The organism is Paenibacillus sp. PK1-4R, assembly GCF_030369595.1.
Lineage (GTDB): Bacteria > Bacillota > Bacilli > Paenibacillales > Paenibacillaceae > Paenibacillus.
Genome location: NZ_CP126535.1, coordinates 2,397,280 through 2,411,126, shown reverse-complemented (window position 1 = coordinate 2,411,126; position 13,847 = coordinate 2,397,280). Strand labels below are relative to the sequence as shown.

Below are 13,847 nucleotides of genomic sequence, written 5' to 3'. Positions count from 1 at the left end.
CGATGAAAAGCACCCTCTTCCATATTAAGAACGATGAAGCTCTTCGATACTTCCGTCCGCATTGGCAAGAATGACTGTACTAGCCATATCCACAAATAGTCCGTTATCAACAACACCTGGCAGCATGTTCAACTGAACATTAAGGTCCGCAGCGTGATCAATCGCCTCCAAGTGGCAATCTGCTATCAGGTTTCCGTTGTCTGTCAGATAACGTTGCTGTCCATCCATCCGCCACTGTGGCTGACACCCCAATTTTTCGAGCGCCTGTAAGGTCCACTCAGAAGCAAATGGAACCACCTCAACTGGAAGCGGGAATTTCCCCAACTTTTGCACGGCTTTGCTGCCATCCGCTACAATAATCAATTTGTCACTATTGGCTGCCACGATTTTCTCACGCAAAAGAGCCCCGCCCCCCCCTTTAATCAGGTTAAATTCGGGATCTACTTCATCAGCGCCATCAATGGTCAGATCCAGACGTCCAATCTGGTCAAATGGGACGATGGGAATCCCCCATTCACGGGCAAGCTTGTCCGAAGCCTCTGAAGTGGCAACTGCTTGAATGTTCAATCCATCACGTACCCGCTCACCGATCCGGCAGATGGCATAATAAGCTGTTGAACCTGTACCCAAACCAACCTTCATTCCATCCTCAACATATTCTGCCGCACGCTCTGCTGCTATCTGTTTAAGATTCATCTATAAACCCCCGCTGCTCATAATTTGAGAAATGCATATGTAGTTATTATAGATAAAACCGCTTCCGATGTATATCCGTGCCTTCTGTTGCATCTTTGCCATCATATTTTTGTTTTGTTGAAGGATGTATTTTTACCCACCATGTTATAGAATACAGAATGAAGCTAAAAAATGGGAAATTTTAAAATAAACAGTTCTAAATACCTATAATACATCTGATATGTCCATAAATACGTAAAATATTAAAAAAAATTTAACGATACTATTCAATTTAACGACATTTTATACGACATATTAATTATAGATGTGTTTTAATAATTAGACACCTATGGTTCATACGGTACATAAGTCTCTACGAAAGCGACTGATAAACCAAGACCATGGTCGCATAAATTTCCTTTGGAGGGGATCACGGAATGATCTAGTTCTCACTGTACGAATGCAACCCTAAAGTTTCTTAATTTAAAGAAGATCAGGAGTGGAATTAAGTGAAATCATTAAGTTGGAAAAGCATGTCGTTTTTCTCCAAAAATCTGTTACTCTCATTTACCAATATCATTATCATCGGGGTAGCACTTATCGCAAGCAGTTACTATTTCCAAAAAACAGTTCTTGTTGATCAACTGCATGGACAGGTGGAACAAATTACCAAAAAGTGGGCTGAAGATATCAATCCTGCCGAGGTACAAGCTGCTATTGCGGAAGGTAGCTATGATGGAGCAACACAAACGAAATTACGAGCGTATTTCGATGAAATGCAAGAATATTATCCTAACATTGCACAAGCCTACATCTTCGGTGTCGAGCTCGGTGGCGATAACAAGAGATTAACTTCCCTTGTAGCGATGCCGACCAACCTAAGAGAGGCTTTTCAAAGTGAGAACGTAAATATTGGTGACATGTATGAGCAGCCGGTTGTTGTAGCCAATGCACTGAAAGAAATGCTTAATACGGATCGCCCAACATTCACAACATTTTATTCCGATGATTTCGGAACATGGACAACCATTGCATATCCAATCAAAGACAGCAACGGAAAGATTTTCTCATATTTTGCCATTGATGCAGATGCATCAGCCGTACCCGCAGGACTGAACTCCTTGCTTAAAAACGGAATTATCATCCTTGTCGCCTTCTTGCTGTTATTCCTGATTATCCAATACCTTGTAGTTAAAAACACACTTTCCCCTATCCGTCACTTGATCAAAGGAATTGATGACGTAAGTCGGGGTAATTTGAATGTCAACATTCCGACAGGCAAAGACGATCTGGGACTCGTTAACGAGAAGTTCAACACCATGGTTCGCAAAATCAACGATACTATCGTTAAAGTGCAAATCACATCACAAGAAGTAAATCAGTCTGCCAAAGAACTATATGAAGTATCCGAGCGCAACAGTGAGAATGCAGATTCTATTAATAATAATGTGACTCAAATCACTTCCAACATTCGTTCACAGGAACAGGCAACCCGGGATAGTGCACGTGCCATGTCCGAGATGGCTACCGTAATCCAGACGATTGCCAGCAGCTCGGCAAGTGTAGCGGATGAAGCCTATGAGATGGAACGTCGTTCGCAACAAGGTAACAGCGTTGTCCGTCAGGTATCTGAACAGATGAATCTGATTACGGAATCGGTTAAGAATACGGCTTCTGCCATTGAGGTTCTGGAGAGTCGTTCACAGGAAATCGGCGATATTCTCAATATCATCTCGGGAATCTCCAGCCAGACTAACTTGCTTGCTCTTAATGCATCCATTGAAGCAGCTCGTGTTGGTGAAGAAGGAAGAGGATTTGCAGTTGTTGCAGGTGAAGTACGCAAACTTGCCGAGCAGTCTGAACAAGCAACCAGCCAGGTTGGCGTATTGATTCAAGAGATTCAAGCTGGAATTAAACAAGCTGTACGTGCTATGGAACAAGGTACATCAGAAGTAGATACAGGGCTCAGCGTAGCCGATCAAACAGGACAACTGTTCGAAGATATTTTAGAAGCAGCGAAAAAAGTATCTAATCAGATTCAGGAAGTCTCAAGCGCGACGGAAGAAATCTCTGCGGGTACGGAGGAAATGACCGCTACAGCAGACGACTTGTCTTCAAGCGTAAGTAAGACAGCAAACAGCAGTGAACAAATTTCCTCATCTGTTGATGAGCAAAAAGCATCTTTGATTACACTGGTAGACTCCTCCACACGTCTTAACAGCATGTCTGAGGAACTCCAAGAATTGATCTCTCATTTCAATGTAAGCAAACAATAATTCAAATCCACAAACATTCGGTTTGAACCAAGGAGGAATAACTGAAGTGATTGAAAACCAACCATCTTCTTCCCATTCCATGGAATCTAGCTTGCCAGTTCTGCAGATTCCACTGGATTTTGGGCGACGTCAACAATCATTCTCTTATCAGTCTGCTCAAATCACATTACATGCTTCTCTGAGCCGTGAACTTAAACAGAAGTATGGAGAACAGATGGTGTACCCGGTACTCCTCTCAGCTTATGCAGCCTTGTTATTCCGATTGTCAGCTGAACAGGAACTAGCCATAGGTATACTTTCCCCCGATCAGGCAGCTTCCTATCTTTCTTTACAGATTCAGGGGAAATTGACCTTCAGCCAACTATGTCATCAGGTTTCAGAGCAGCTCAAGATTGAATACACGTTGCAAAACGGTGGATACCCTGAATCGTTTTTTATGCTGAATAGTGTACAGTTGCCTCAAGCTCCTCAAATATTAAACTGGAACGTTCGAGATGATCAGAACATGCTCATCCTCGATCTGTTCTATGATAGTTCACTGTTAAAAGAGTCTACCGTGCTGAGATATGCAGAATATTATCAGACTCTTCTACTCGCCCTTGTGCGTGACGGTGAGAAAGCAATCGGTACGGTAGATATTCTTTCTGCCTCAGACCGATTGCTTTACCGTGAAATGAATGATACTTCTGTTCTCGAACCAGAGAATCAGACGGTTCATGGCCGGTTCGAAGCAACGGCAGCGGCATATCCGGATTCACCGGCGATAACATCGCCATCCAAAAGTTATACGTACAGGGAATTGAATGAACGAGCTAATCAGGTTGCACGTGTTCTGTTATCCAATGGATTGCAAAAAGGTGAATTCGTCAGTATCTTTATGGATCGAAGTCTGGAGACCATCATCTCCCTGCTTGGAATTCTGAAGGCAGGTGGTGCATATGTTCCGATCGACCCTGAGCATCCACAAGAACGTAACAGTTATATTGTGGAAGATACGGCGTCCTCATTCGTGCTGACAACGGAGGCTTCTTATGCCCAAGCTTCCAGCTTGTTCTCCAGTATAGCTACGGTCCGTCAGATTCTCGCTGTGGATGGTCGTTTAGCTGGATTTGCAGCAAGTAACCCCAATCTGGATATTCAGCCAGATGATCTTGCGTATATTATCTACACGTCAGGGTCGACCGGTAAACCCAAAGGTGCACTGATTGCCCACCGGGGTGTAACCAATCTTGGCAGTGTGGTTCAGCGTGATTGTGACATTCAACCAGGTGATGTATTAACCCAGTTTGCTACATACAGCTTTGATGCATCCGTGTGGGATACCATTGGCGCCTTGTTCTATGGAGCAGAATTATATCTGTTGTCTGCGGAAGAACGTGTATCCGTTGAAGAATTCGCAAGTGCAATTGAACGCACAGGAACAAACATCATTACGATACTGCCTACGATTTTCTTCAATCAGCTTGCTTCCTACTTATCCGATGAAGGTTTCCACAAGCTGGCCAAAGTCAGAATCATTACTGTAGCCGGAGAAGCGCTCTACGGTGAACAGGTTCGTGCCTTCCAGCGCAAATTTGGAAACCAGATTGATATTGTTAATGTGTACGGACCTACCGAATGTACAGTAGCCACAACTACTCACCGCATCAGTGAGCAGGTTCCCGAACATGTGGTGAACATCCCTATCGGTAAACCAATTCATAACTACAAAGTTTACATTGTAAATGAAGAACAACAGCTCTGTCCGGCCGGTGTACCTGGTGAGGTATATATTGCTACCCCTGCACTGGCCAAAGGTTATCTGAATCAGCCAGAACGTACTGAGCAAGCATTCATTGAGAACCCGTTTGCGATAGGTGAGAGAATCTACAAGTCTGGCGATATTGCCAAATTGCTGGATACCGGGTTGCTGGAATATGTCGGTCGCAGTGACTCACAGCTAAAAATTCGTGGTCACCGGATTGAGATCGGGGAGATTGAAGATCACTTTGCACGGCTTGATCAGATCCAGAACGTTGCCGTCATTCCGAAGAAAGAATCCGATGGACAAAATATGCTGGTTGGTTACTTTACATCGAAAGATGGCAGTACCCTCTCTGTTACGGACATCAAGGCAGAACTGACGGAGAAACTTCCATCTTATTTTGTACCGAAGTGGATCTGTCAGCTGGATGAAATGCCGATTGCACCGACTGGAAAAATCAATCGCAAAGCGATGGTATCCCTGCCTCATGTGGAACGACATGAAGATCGCCCTGACCGGGTCATGCCTGAGACGGAGACGGAATCCATTATCCTGGACGCATGGAAAGAAATCCTTCAGCACGATGACTTCGGTGTCGAAGACAGCTTCTTCAATATCGGTGGTGATTCACTCCGGGTCATTCATGTACTGGTCATTCTGAAGCCACATTATCCACAGCTGAAAATTGCCGATTTCTTTGCCGAGAAAACAGTCCGTGCTCTCGCTCGTCGTGTGGAAGTATTGTCTCTCAGTGCTGTAGAAGTTACGGATTCAGTGGTGACCGATGGTATGATTACACAATTATCCGAACACCCTGTGGAGCTAACATCCCAGTTGGGGTACCCGCTCATTCGTGAACCTGAGCATGTGTTGCTGACTGGAGCAACTGGTTATCTGGGCTCTCATGTGCTGCAACAGTTAATTCTGAATTCCAGCACACGAATCTACACCCTTGTTCGTCGACCATCCAATGGAATAACTGCAATGGAACGTTTGACTAACGTGTTGGAAGGTTATTTCGGCAAACAACTGACTGACCATCTCTCCACTCGTGTGGAGATTATTGAAGGGGATCTCGAACAACCTAATCTCGGTCTGTCCGCTGAACAAACGGCTTATGTTCAGGATCGAATTGACCGTGTCATCCACTGCGCTGCAGACGTACGTCATTTTGGCGATGCCGATCAGTTCGCCAAAACAAATGTGGAAGGAACGGTCGCATTGCTTGACTTGATTCGCAGCAAACCAGGTGCTTCCTTCCACCATGTATCCACGATGGGTATTCCGGAAGATCTGGCACTCAGCGGACAATGGGAATCCTCCCTGCAATATGATCGGTTCCCGGCTGACTTGCATGTGGACAACCTGTATTCGGACAGCAAACTTGAAGCCGAGAAAGTGCTCATGATTGCGGCAGAGGAAGGTGTACCTGTCAGCATCTATCGTGCTGGTAATCTCACTTGCCACTCCGAAACTGGACGCTTCCAGTCCAATATTGATAGCAATGCCTTCTATCGCATGATCAAAGCAATGTTATTGCTCGGCAAGGCTCCTGCGGCTGACTGGATGGTTGATTTTACACCGATCAACTATGCAAGTGAGGCTATCGTTCACCTGGCCTTACGTCAGGATACCGCCGGTCGTGTATTCCACATCTGTAATCCGGAGCCAATCCGCTATGATGAGCTGATCCGTTCTGTGAATCGGGCTGGTTACAATGTCGAGACACTTCCTTTCGCGGATTACACCCGTTGGTTGTTCGATGCCAGCATCAGCAAGGAGCCGGAAGCTCTTCAGTTGGCTATTGCACAGCTTGAAGGCGACGGTGCGAAGGATTCAGCTTATGTCTATGCTTGCCCTGTCACAACGGCTTATGTGGAACCTGCCGGAATCTCATGTGCAAAAACAGATGATCGATTCATCTCCGCCATGTTAGACTACGCCGTTCAGATTGGATATTTCCCGTCTGCAATCCGGCGCCATAACGGCACTTCTACAGCAATGGAGTAAGTTCCGTGAAGTTCAACTTTAACTAATAGGAATACGCAGAAGCCACCTTCTCGTCATTCACTGACGAGAAGGTGGCTTCTTTACTTCGCATTTTTCAGACGTTTTAGCATTTCTATATCAATCTTTTAGACCCATCGGATAATTGCAATGATGGCAAGATGCGCTGGATAGAAATAACGCCAGACCCAACGTGGCCCCTTCATACGGAATCCCGCTTGGTAATACTGAGCAATAGCAATGCCGGCGGTTGCGAGCACACTATACATTTGCACAGAGCTGTTATGCAGGAGAAGATATAGTGCATTTAACACGACATGTGCCACGACAAGTACAGGACCCCGGAAATAACGGAATAACAGAACCAATAACAACCCGTACATCCCGTAATCCATATGGCTAATTTCCATGAACAAACCTGCTCCAATTACAATCGGAATCCCCAGTAGTTTGGATGGCAATTTATCAATAACGAATAATACCAACAGGGCTGACCACAATGTCCATACCACGTTCAGAGAGTAATGATTAAACGCAGCCATGAACGGCACCTGTGATATGATCGCGATCCAGAACAGCCGCCATATGTATTTTTGTACGTCTCGTGTATGTTTATAACCGATATACACTGCAAAAGCATAGATTGGAAAAGCGATACGACCTATGATCCTCAACTCTATAATATGTGGAAAAAAGACAGCCCCTATATGATCAATTAACATCGTGATCATGGCAATCCACTGCATCATGTTGCGACTCCCCTCCTTTGTTGCCGACGACACGAGTGTGCTATTCATTCATATAGTGCGTCTTTTTGAGCAACCTCTTATACATTAAGTTCATAATACATGAATCTGGTATCCTGTGCATATCCTTCGGATTCATATAAAGCTTGTGCTTGTTTGTTACTTAACTCAGTTGAGAGTGATATACGAAGAACTCCACGCTCAGATGCCAATTGCTTGGCTGCTTGCAAGAGCTTCCTGGCAATGCCTTGCTGACGATAATCCGGGTACACATATAGATCATTAAGCACCCAGACAGGCCCCATTGATACCGAACTGAAACTGGGATATAGCTGAACGAATCCAGTACAGATTAAGCCATTCGAGAGTGACATACCGTTACTTTCATCTGTCCCATGTTCACTTTCCGCATCTGTTTCTGCTACCAAAATCACCGATTCATGGCCTTCCATTCGTTCTCTAATATACTGACGTGCTCCCTCAATGTCAGCATTTTGGTTGTAGAACATCCTGTACTCATTGAACAATCGACCCACTTCGTTACTATCAGGAAGACCCGCTTGTCTGATTCGGTGCTGCATTTCACTCAACTCCTCTGGGATGGAGACCATCGTCTCATCGTTTGTATTTCTCAATTGTAAAACATTCCTTTCCTTTTCCCCATTCATCATCTGCATCAAAGTTTGTAGTATCTTGAGCAGTGAGCTGACATTCGTTCATGCGCGCTTCCAGATTGCATCTTGCTTATCTAGTCCATACCAATTCTGTACGTTTTGTTATATTTACTTCGTATTGGCAAAAATAAAAAGGCGACCAAAGCATCCACTGCTCCGTCGCCGTAATTATTCAGTTCGATTCAGCATTCTGCTGTTCCTGACCAGGATCAGCATCGGGGAAAATGACGCCTTTCTTCAAAATCAGATTGGCATATTGGGCGCGCTCACCAGTTGCAACAATCACATAGGCATTCGAAGCGCGTTTATAAAAATCAAATCGCTCTTCATGATCAAAAGCATCCGTAATGCCTTCGTATTCTTCAATCAACCGGCGATAGTCTTCCCATATGATCGGGATCACCTGATCCCCTTTCACAACCTGCATGACAGCAGCGGGACGCTCAGCATAGGTATCCAGTGGATATAATTGCAGGATGGCATCCAGCAGTTCAACGACTCCCAGTGCGTCACAGCGTACCAGTCGCTTGGCATGACTGGCTGCGGGGAAATTGCCATCCGCCAGAACCAACTCGTCTCCATGGCCCATTTCGGACATGATTTTGAGTAACTCTGGAGGTATTATTGCGGGTATATTCTTTAGCATATACAGCTCTCCTTGGTCATCTCCAACATTAGTTAGAGCAAATTGGTTTTCTCCATTCTTCAAGCACCTTGATATCGATTCCATAAAAGCGGTTTCATCACTATTCTAACAGTATTTTTGGATGATTGCACAGCGCACACGTACGTTCGATAAGAGAATATTTCATTTTGACAAAAATACTTGTTTGACATATAGTTGTTATAACAACTAATTAATTGGGACATTTTATTATGGAAGCGAGGTCTAGCAATCACATGGACTATACACTGGAACAATCTGTTGGATTCATGCTGGGTTTCACACATCGTAAAGCTGTAGCTTTACTTGCGACGCGATTCAAACCTTATGATATTACGACAGAGCAATTTTCTGTTCTCTTTAATGTTGACCGCGGTGAAGGTGTTAATCAGAAGGAGCTTGCTGCACGTGTCTTCAAAGACCAACCCACCACTGCGCGGATTATTGATCTGCTTGAGAAGAAAGGCTGGGTAGAACGCCGGACCAGCGAACAGGATCGCAGAGCCTATCTGTTATATCTCACCACGGAAGGCAAAGCGTTAATTGATATCCTCGTTCCGATTGAAAGAGAAATGAATAAAGAACTTGCTGAAGGTATATCCGAAGACCAGATGGAAGCATTTAAACATACTCTTTCCCTCATTAACCGCAACTTGTAATGAATCACAACTCAGGGGGAATACAACATCATGAAAGAACAATCTACACAACAAGTTAGACTATGGACCACCGATTTTATACTGCTGATGCTGTGCAACTTCTTGTTGTTCTTGCAACTGCACATGATCGTCTCTCCGCTTCCGTCCTACGTTCAGGAGCGATTTCACGCCAACGCATTTGAAGTAAGTTTATTCACCTGTCTGTTTGCACTAAGTGCCATTGCAGCCCGTCTCTATTCCGCGAAAGCGCTGGAGAAGGGCCTTCGTAACGCCATGATCTATATAGGCCTGTCCGTTGCCCTGCTGGCAACGCTCGGCTATTATTTTGCTGCTGGTATAGCTGTGCTCTTGTTGCTGAGAATGTTGTTTGGTATCGGGTTTGGTATGAGCAGTACCGCTTTTCCAACGATGGCCTCGGACATTGTGCCCGTCAAACGAATGGGTGAAGGTATGGGTTACTTTGGTCTATCGACTAGCTTGGCTATGTCTATGGGGCCAATCATTGGGGTTACTCTGCTCCAGGGTGCTGGATTTGTAACTCTGATGTTATGTACTGCGGGTGTCCTCGCTGTGATCTATCCACTGAGTTATTCACTGACACGCAAAAAAGCAGTCAGAACCGATAACAGTACAACCATCATGCCACAAGCCACAACAAGTGCTTCAGGGTCCAACCCAAAACAGAAGACACCTTTCAACCGGAAGCTGATTCTGCCCAGTGTGCTGAATTGCCTATTATCCATCACCTATGGTGGGCTTGTCGGATTCATCGTTTTGTATGGCAAGGAAGCCAATCTGGCCAATCCTGCGCTGTTCTTTTTGTTTAATGCACTCGCCGTGTTATTGGTTAGACCATTTGCAGGGCGGATCTATGACAATAAAGGTCCAAAAGCACTGCTCATTCCAGGGGCAATATTCGTTGCTGTCGGCCTCATTCTGCTCTCGTATGCCACCTCCATGTCCGTACTGTTCATCGCTGCCTTTATCTACGGAATCGGTTATGGTTCCATGCAGTCGTCTCTGCAGACCTGGATGATTCAAGTTGTATCTCCTACTCAACGGGGTATGGCTAACGGTATGTTTTTGAACTCGCTGGATCTGGGTATTGCGACCGGTGCCCTTCTACTTGGCGCCATTGCGGCCATAACCAGTTATACTGATATGTATCGATATTCCGTGATGTTTATGATTCTGTTCTTGCTTATATATCTGATTCAGGGAAAACGAAGCGGCAGCTTCTCCATTGAACCTCATGCTCTGCTCGCTCATACTCATATCACTGCAACGGAACCACCTCCAGATCAAACCAAGAATTCAGAATCTGGAGCCGGCAACACCGAAACTAGCCAGTCGAATAAAAGTAAACACGAATGATTGATTAAGGTCATTCTGAACATAAAAACGCGTTTACACCGAGAAAGCAAATTCATCCGCTTTCTTAGGCGTAAACGCGTTTTTTATTAGAACAGATCTGAATGTTAAACTTAAGACAGCATGGAAATGAACACAGCATACAGAACCGTCTATCTAAAATGGACTTTTCTTGCGACCTATGGGAGCATACCCTCTACTTGTCTGGATCACATCATTAGATGTTTCATCCTGTTTCTGCTTGCTTCCTGAAGTAGGTTGGTCTCCCTTATCCGGTTTAACTGCGAATAAGGTGAGCAATCCGCCCACTGCGCCAGACGCAGCGAGCACACCAAAAAGCAGGAAATGATGAGAACCGATCAGCAAAGAAACGACAGGTGGACCGAGAGATACTCCAATGAATCGCATGCTGCTGAACAGAGCCGTGATTGTGCCCCGCTGTTTTTTGTCCACGCCTTCTGTAATCAAGGCATCCAGACATGGTAACGTTGCACCTATTCCGGCACTTCCCAATGTGAAAAGACCTACTACAACATAGATATTATCAAATAAACCTATAACGCCAAGGGATACCGTCAGAAGCGCAAGTCCTGTGAAGCCAAGCCACTTCATTCGCGTTTTGTTCTTTCCAATCCACTTCCCTGCCAGGAAAGAAGACAGACATAACGCTGCCAGCGGGATCGCAAGGACAAGTCCTTTAAGTACACCTTTCAGGGCAAATTCGCTCTCCAGCGTCTCGGATAGATAATATAACACACCAAAGATGACAAACATGCAAATACCACCGATTGCAAACAACGCATACAACCAGCGTCCCTTTTCTTTTAATACGTCACGAATGGATGCCACAAATTCTACAAAGGTGGGAGGCTTTTCTTTTTTCCGTGGAGTCTTCACCAGGAAAATAACAAGAACCAGCGAAAGTACACAAAGGATAGGAATAGCCATGAATGGCGCATACCACAACCAGACCGCCAGCACTGCACCCAGAATCGGACTTATGACTTTACCAAACGTATTCGAGGTCTCAATGATACCCAGGCTTTTGCTTACTTCGTTCTCATCATTAAACATGTCCCCAACCAAAGGGATAACAATAGGAAATGCGCCGGCAGCACCTATTCCCTGCAATAACCTGCCACCCAGAATGGTCCAGTAGGCTATGTTTCCGTTCAGCATCCATGCTGCCACACCAGCGACAGCACCTCCGACGGCTGCAATAACGAGGCTGGGAATGATAACTGCTTTTCTGCCAAAACGATCCGACAAGTACCCTGCAAGAGGAATAAGCAGGATCGCAACTACAGCGTAGACTGTAATGAGCATACTGACCTTAAATGCAGATACCTTCAACTCACGTTCAATCTGTGGCAGGATCGGTATTAGCATGGAATTACCCAAGGTCATAATTAAAGGGATGGAAGCAAGTGCGACGAGGTCCCACTTTTTATCGTTCATACCACAACCACCTTTACAGATTCTACACACATCAGCATTATTGTGCTTGTTTCGGAGGTTGATTATTCAGGACATGTTGGATGTTATCGCTTGTTCACACAAAAAAGCTGCCTGCACGTATTCGTGCAAGACAGTGACCAAATGCATATTGAACCGGTCCTTCATGATACATATAGGTCATGCGATTCTGAATGATGTCATAATCCATTATGTCAGGCAGCTGTGATTCGTCTTCATACCATGTCATATTCAATCTGCCTGCCGGGGCATAATAACCTAACAGCACATCTGCAAGCGCATTCCCCAATTCCTGACCTGCATGTGTCATATAAACGATTGCGCGGGCAATACCTTTCAACTCCTGCAAAGCAAATGGATAACTGCCCATAATCACAACCACCGTATTGGGATTGGCTTCACATACGGCTTTGACAAGCTCGACCTGACTCGGCGGAAGCAGCAGACTTGGGCGGTCAATTTCTTCTTTGCCGTTGATATAAGGGCTGTTGCCAACAACAACGACAGATACCTGAGTGCTACGTGCAGCTTCTACGGCTTGTTGTATTGCTTCCATTGCTCCAGTAAATCCAGCGTGCGCTGGCGATACTTCTGACCATCTTCAGGTTGATTGACCTGATGTTCATGAACGTAGGCATTAAAATACGAAGACAGTATTCGGTAAGCAAGCCTGCGTGCCTGTCCTTCAGCGGATGAGTCCAGTGGACGATCATATCCTTCATGAAAAGCCACCGATTCTGTCGACAATATGGCTTCAAACTCCCTGTCGGCAAACATGGAACGATCTCCATCAATGATGGCCGCAATGTTTAGCTCACCATTTTCCTGATGAACAAGCACATTGGCTTCCCACAGGTCATTATGAACCAGTACCGGATGGGTCACTTGATCGAATAATTCTTTATTTTTGATGAAAATAGCGGCGATTTCTTCTCCCACACCTGACATATAATCGGCTTGTGCCGCTTTAAGTGCCGTTTCTTCTGCAAAAGAGTGCAACACCTCGGACCATTGATCCGAGCCTTTAATCGTCCCATCTCCTTGCGGCCAGCCAAACGATGCACCCTCGATCTGATGCATGATCGCGGTATAGACGCCAAGCTGATGATACAATCGCTCTTTGTCTATGTCTGAAATCGATGCGTGATCCAGCTGCTTACTCGGGATAAATTCCATAAACATGTACGTTCTTGGAATGATGGATCCGCTATCATCACAGGCGATAATGTTGGGAGCAGGAATGCCTGCCTTACGGTAATATTCATACACAATCGGTTCAGCCGCCATCATCGTACGTTCAAAAGAAAAGAGTGGGTCACTCGCAGAACCAGCCGCCATCTCTCCCCGCTCTGGAGCCAAACGTAAAATCACATCCGTATAGGATGTATGTTCAAGTTGAATCCGATAGGTTGTATTAAAAAGTCCACCTTGCAGGAGACCAAACGCCTTTACTTTGGTATCGCTTCCAAAATTAATCTCTACCAGTTGATGCAGCATCTCTGCTGATATCGTGCAGTGCAAACCGGAATTCATTGTACTCATTTCATTCAATCTC

The 13,847-nt window shown here is 45.2% G+C and carries 11 protein-coding genes; 4 read left to right on the top strand and 7 right to left on the bottom strand.

Annotated elements, in window-relative coordinates:
* Positions 1 to 24: 24 nt before the first annotated feature.
* Positions 25 to 696 (bottom strand): ribose-5-phosphate isomerase RpiA, encoded by a 672-nt coding sequence (gene rpiA / locus QNO02_RS10545; protein WP_091032039.1) that lies wholly within the window; start codon positions 694 to 696, stop codon positions 25 to 27.
* A 512-nt stretch (positions 697 to 1,208) separates the two neighbouring features.
* Here rpiA and QNO02_RS10540 point away from each other — a divergent pair.
* Positions 1,209 to 2,951: a methyl-accepting chemotaxis protein gene (locus QNO02_RS10540; RefSeq protein WP_091034997.1), complete on the top strand. Its 1,743-nt coding sequence runs from the start codon at positions 1,209 to 1,211 to the stop codon at positions 2,949 to 2,951.
* Between the two features lie 79 nt (positions 2,952 to 3,030).
* Entirely contained in the window at positions 3,031 to 6,705 is a 3,675-nt protein-coding gene (locus tag QNO02_RS10535; protein WP_502921879.1) for a non-ribosomal peptide synthetase family protein, read from the top strand.
* A 125-nt stretch (positions 6,706 to 6,830) separates the two neighbouring features.
* Here the strand turns inward: QNO02_RS10535 and QNO02_RS10530 are convergent, their stop codons facing one another.
* From QNO02_RS10530 to QNO02_RS10520, 3 genes are all read right to left on the bottom strand, one after another.
* Complete coding sequence (locus tag QNO02_RS10530) at positions 6,831 to 7,451, bottom strand: TraX family protein (RefSeq protein ID WP_289391957.1); 621 nt, start codon at positions 7,449 to 7,451, stop codon at positions 6,831 to 6,833.
* A gap of 77 nt (positions 7,452 to 7,528) precedes the next feature.
* Positions 7,529 to 8,059, bottom strand: a complete 531-nt coding sequence (locus tag QNO02_RS10525; protein ID WP_502921878.1) for a GNAT family N-acetyltransferase — start codon at positions 8,057 to 8,059, stop codon at positions 7,529 to 7,531.
* Positions 8,060 to 8,294: 235 nt separating this feature from the next.
* Complete coding sequence (locus QNO02_RS10520; protein WP_036609525.1) at positions 8,295 to 8,768, bottom strand: RbsD/FucU family protein; 474 nt, start codon at positions 8,766 to 8,768, stop codon at positions 8,295 to 8,297.
* A 230-nt stretch (positions 8,769 to 8,998) separates the two neighbouring features.
* Here QNO02_RS10520 and QNO02_RS10515 point away from each other — a divergent pair, with 230 nt between their 5' ends.
* Complete coding sequence (locus QNO02_RS10515) at positions 8,999 to 9,445, top strand: MarR family winged helix-turn-helix transcriptional regulator (RefSeq protein WP_235200756.1); 447 nt, start codon at positions 8,999 to 9,001, stop codon at positions 9,443 to 9,445.
* A 30-nt stretch (positions 9,446 to 9,475) separates the two neighbouring features.
* Entirely contained in the window at positions 9,476 to 10,819 is a 1,344-nt protein-coding gene (locus QNO02_RS10510) for an MFS transporter (RefSeq protein WP_091032044.1), read from the top strand.
* A gap of 153 nt (positions 10,820 to 10,972) precedes the next feature.
* On the opposite strand, the gene bcbE is transcribed toward QNO02_RS10510, so the two are convergent.
* From bcbE to QNO02_RS10495, 3 genes are all read right to left on the bottom strand, one after another.
* Positions 10,973 to 12,274, bottom strand: a complete 1,302-nt coding sequence (gene bcbE, locus QNO02_RS10505) for a bacillibactin exporter BcbE (RefSeq protein WP_289391955.1) — start codon at positions 12,272 to 12,274, stop codon at positions 10,973 to 10,975.
* A gap of 94 nt (positions 12,275 to 12,368) precedes the next feature.
* Entirely contained in the window at positions 12,369 to 12,848 is a 480-nt protein-coding gene (locus QNO02_RS10500; protein ID WP_289391954.1) for a glycoside hydrolase family 3 protein, read from the bottom strand.
* A complete protein-coding gene (locus QNO02_RS10495) occupies positions 12,824 to 13,834 on the bottom strand; it encodes a phosphotransferase family protein (RefSeq protein ID WP_289391953.1) in 1,011 nt (336 codons plus the stop codon). The genes QNO02_RS10500 and QNO02_RS10495 overlap by 25 nt, the downstream gene beginning before the upstream one ends.
* Positions 13,835 to 13,847 lie beyond the last annotated feature (13 nt).

What these genes read in the sequence shown, in the direction of transcription:
- rpiA (WP_091032039.1), bottom strand. Translation starts at nt 696, where the DNA reads ATGAATCTTAAACAGATAGCAGCAGAGCGTGCGGCAGAATATGTTGAG.
- QNO02_RS10540 (WP_091034997.1), top strand. Translation starts at nt 1,209, where the DNA reads ATGTCGTTTTTCTCCAAAAATCTGTTACTCTCATTTACCAATATCATT.
- QNO02_RS10535 (WP_502921879.1), top strand. Translation starts at nt 3,031, where the DNA reads ATGGAATCTAGCTTGCCAGTTCTGCAGATTCCACTGGATTTTGGGCGA.
- QNO02_RS10530 (WP_289391957.1), bottom strand. Translation starts at nt 7,451, where the DNA reads ATGATGCAGTGGATTGCCATGATCACGATGTTAATTGATCATATAGGG.
- QNO02_RS10525 (WP_502921878.1), bottom strand. Translation starts at nt 8,059, where the DNA reads ATGGTCTCCATCCCAGAGGAGTTGAGTGAAATGCAGCACCGAATCAGA.
- QNO02_RS10520 (WP_036609525.1), bottom strand. Translation starts at nt 8,768, where the DNA reads ATGCTAAAGAATATACCCGCAATAATACCTCCAGAGTTACTCAAAATC.
- QNO02_RS10515 (WP_235200756.1), top strand. Translation starts at nt 8,999, where the DNA reads ATGGAAGCGAGGTCTAGCAATCACATGGACTATACACTGGAACAATCT.
- QNO02_RS10510 (WP_091032044.1), top strand. Translation starts at nt 9,476, where the DNA reads ATGAAAGAACAATCTACACAACAAGTTAGACTATGGACCACCGATTTT.
- bcbE (WP_289391955.1), bottom strand. Translation starts at nt 12,274, where the DNA reads ATGAACGATAAAAAGTGGGACCTCGTCGCACTTGCTTCCATCCCTTTA.
- QNO02_RS10500 (WP_289391954.1), bottom strand. Translation starts at nt 12,848, where the DNA reads ATGGAAGCAATACAACAAGCCGTAGAAGCTGCACGTAGCACTCAGGTA.
- QNO02_RS10495 (WP_289391953.1), bottom strand. Translation starts at nt 13,834, where the DNA reads ATGAGTACAATGAATTCCGGTTTGCACTGCACGATATCAGCAGAGATG.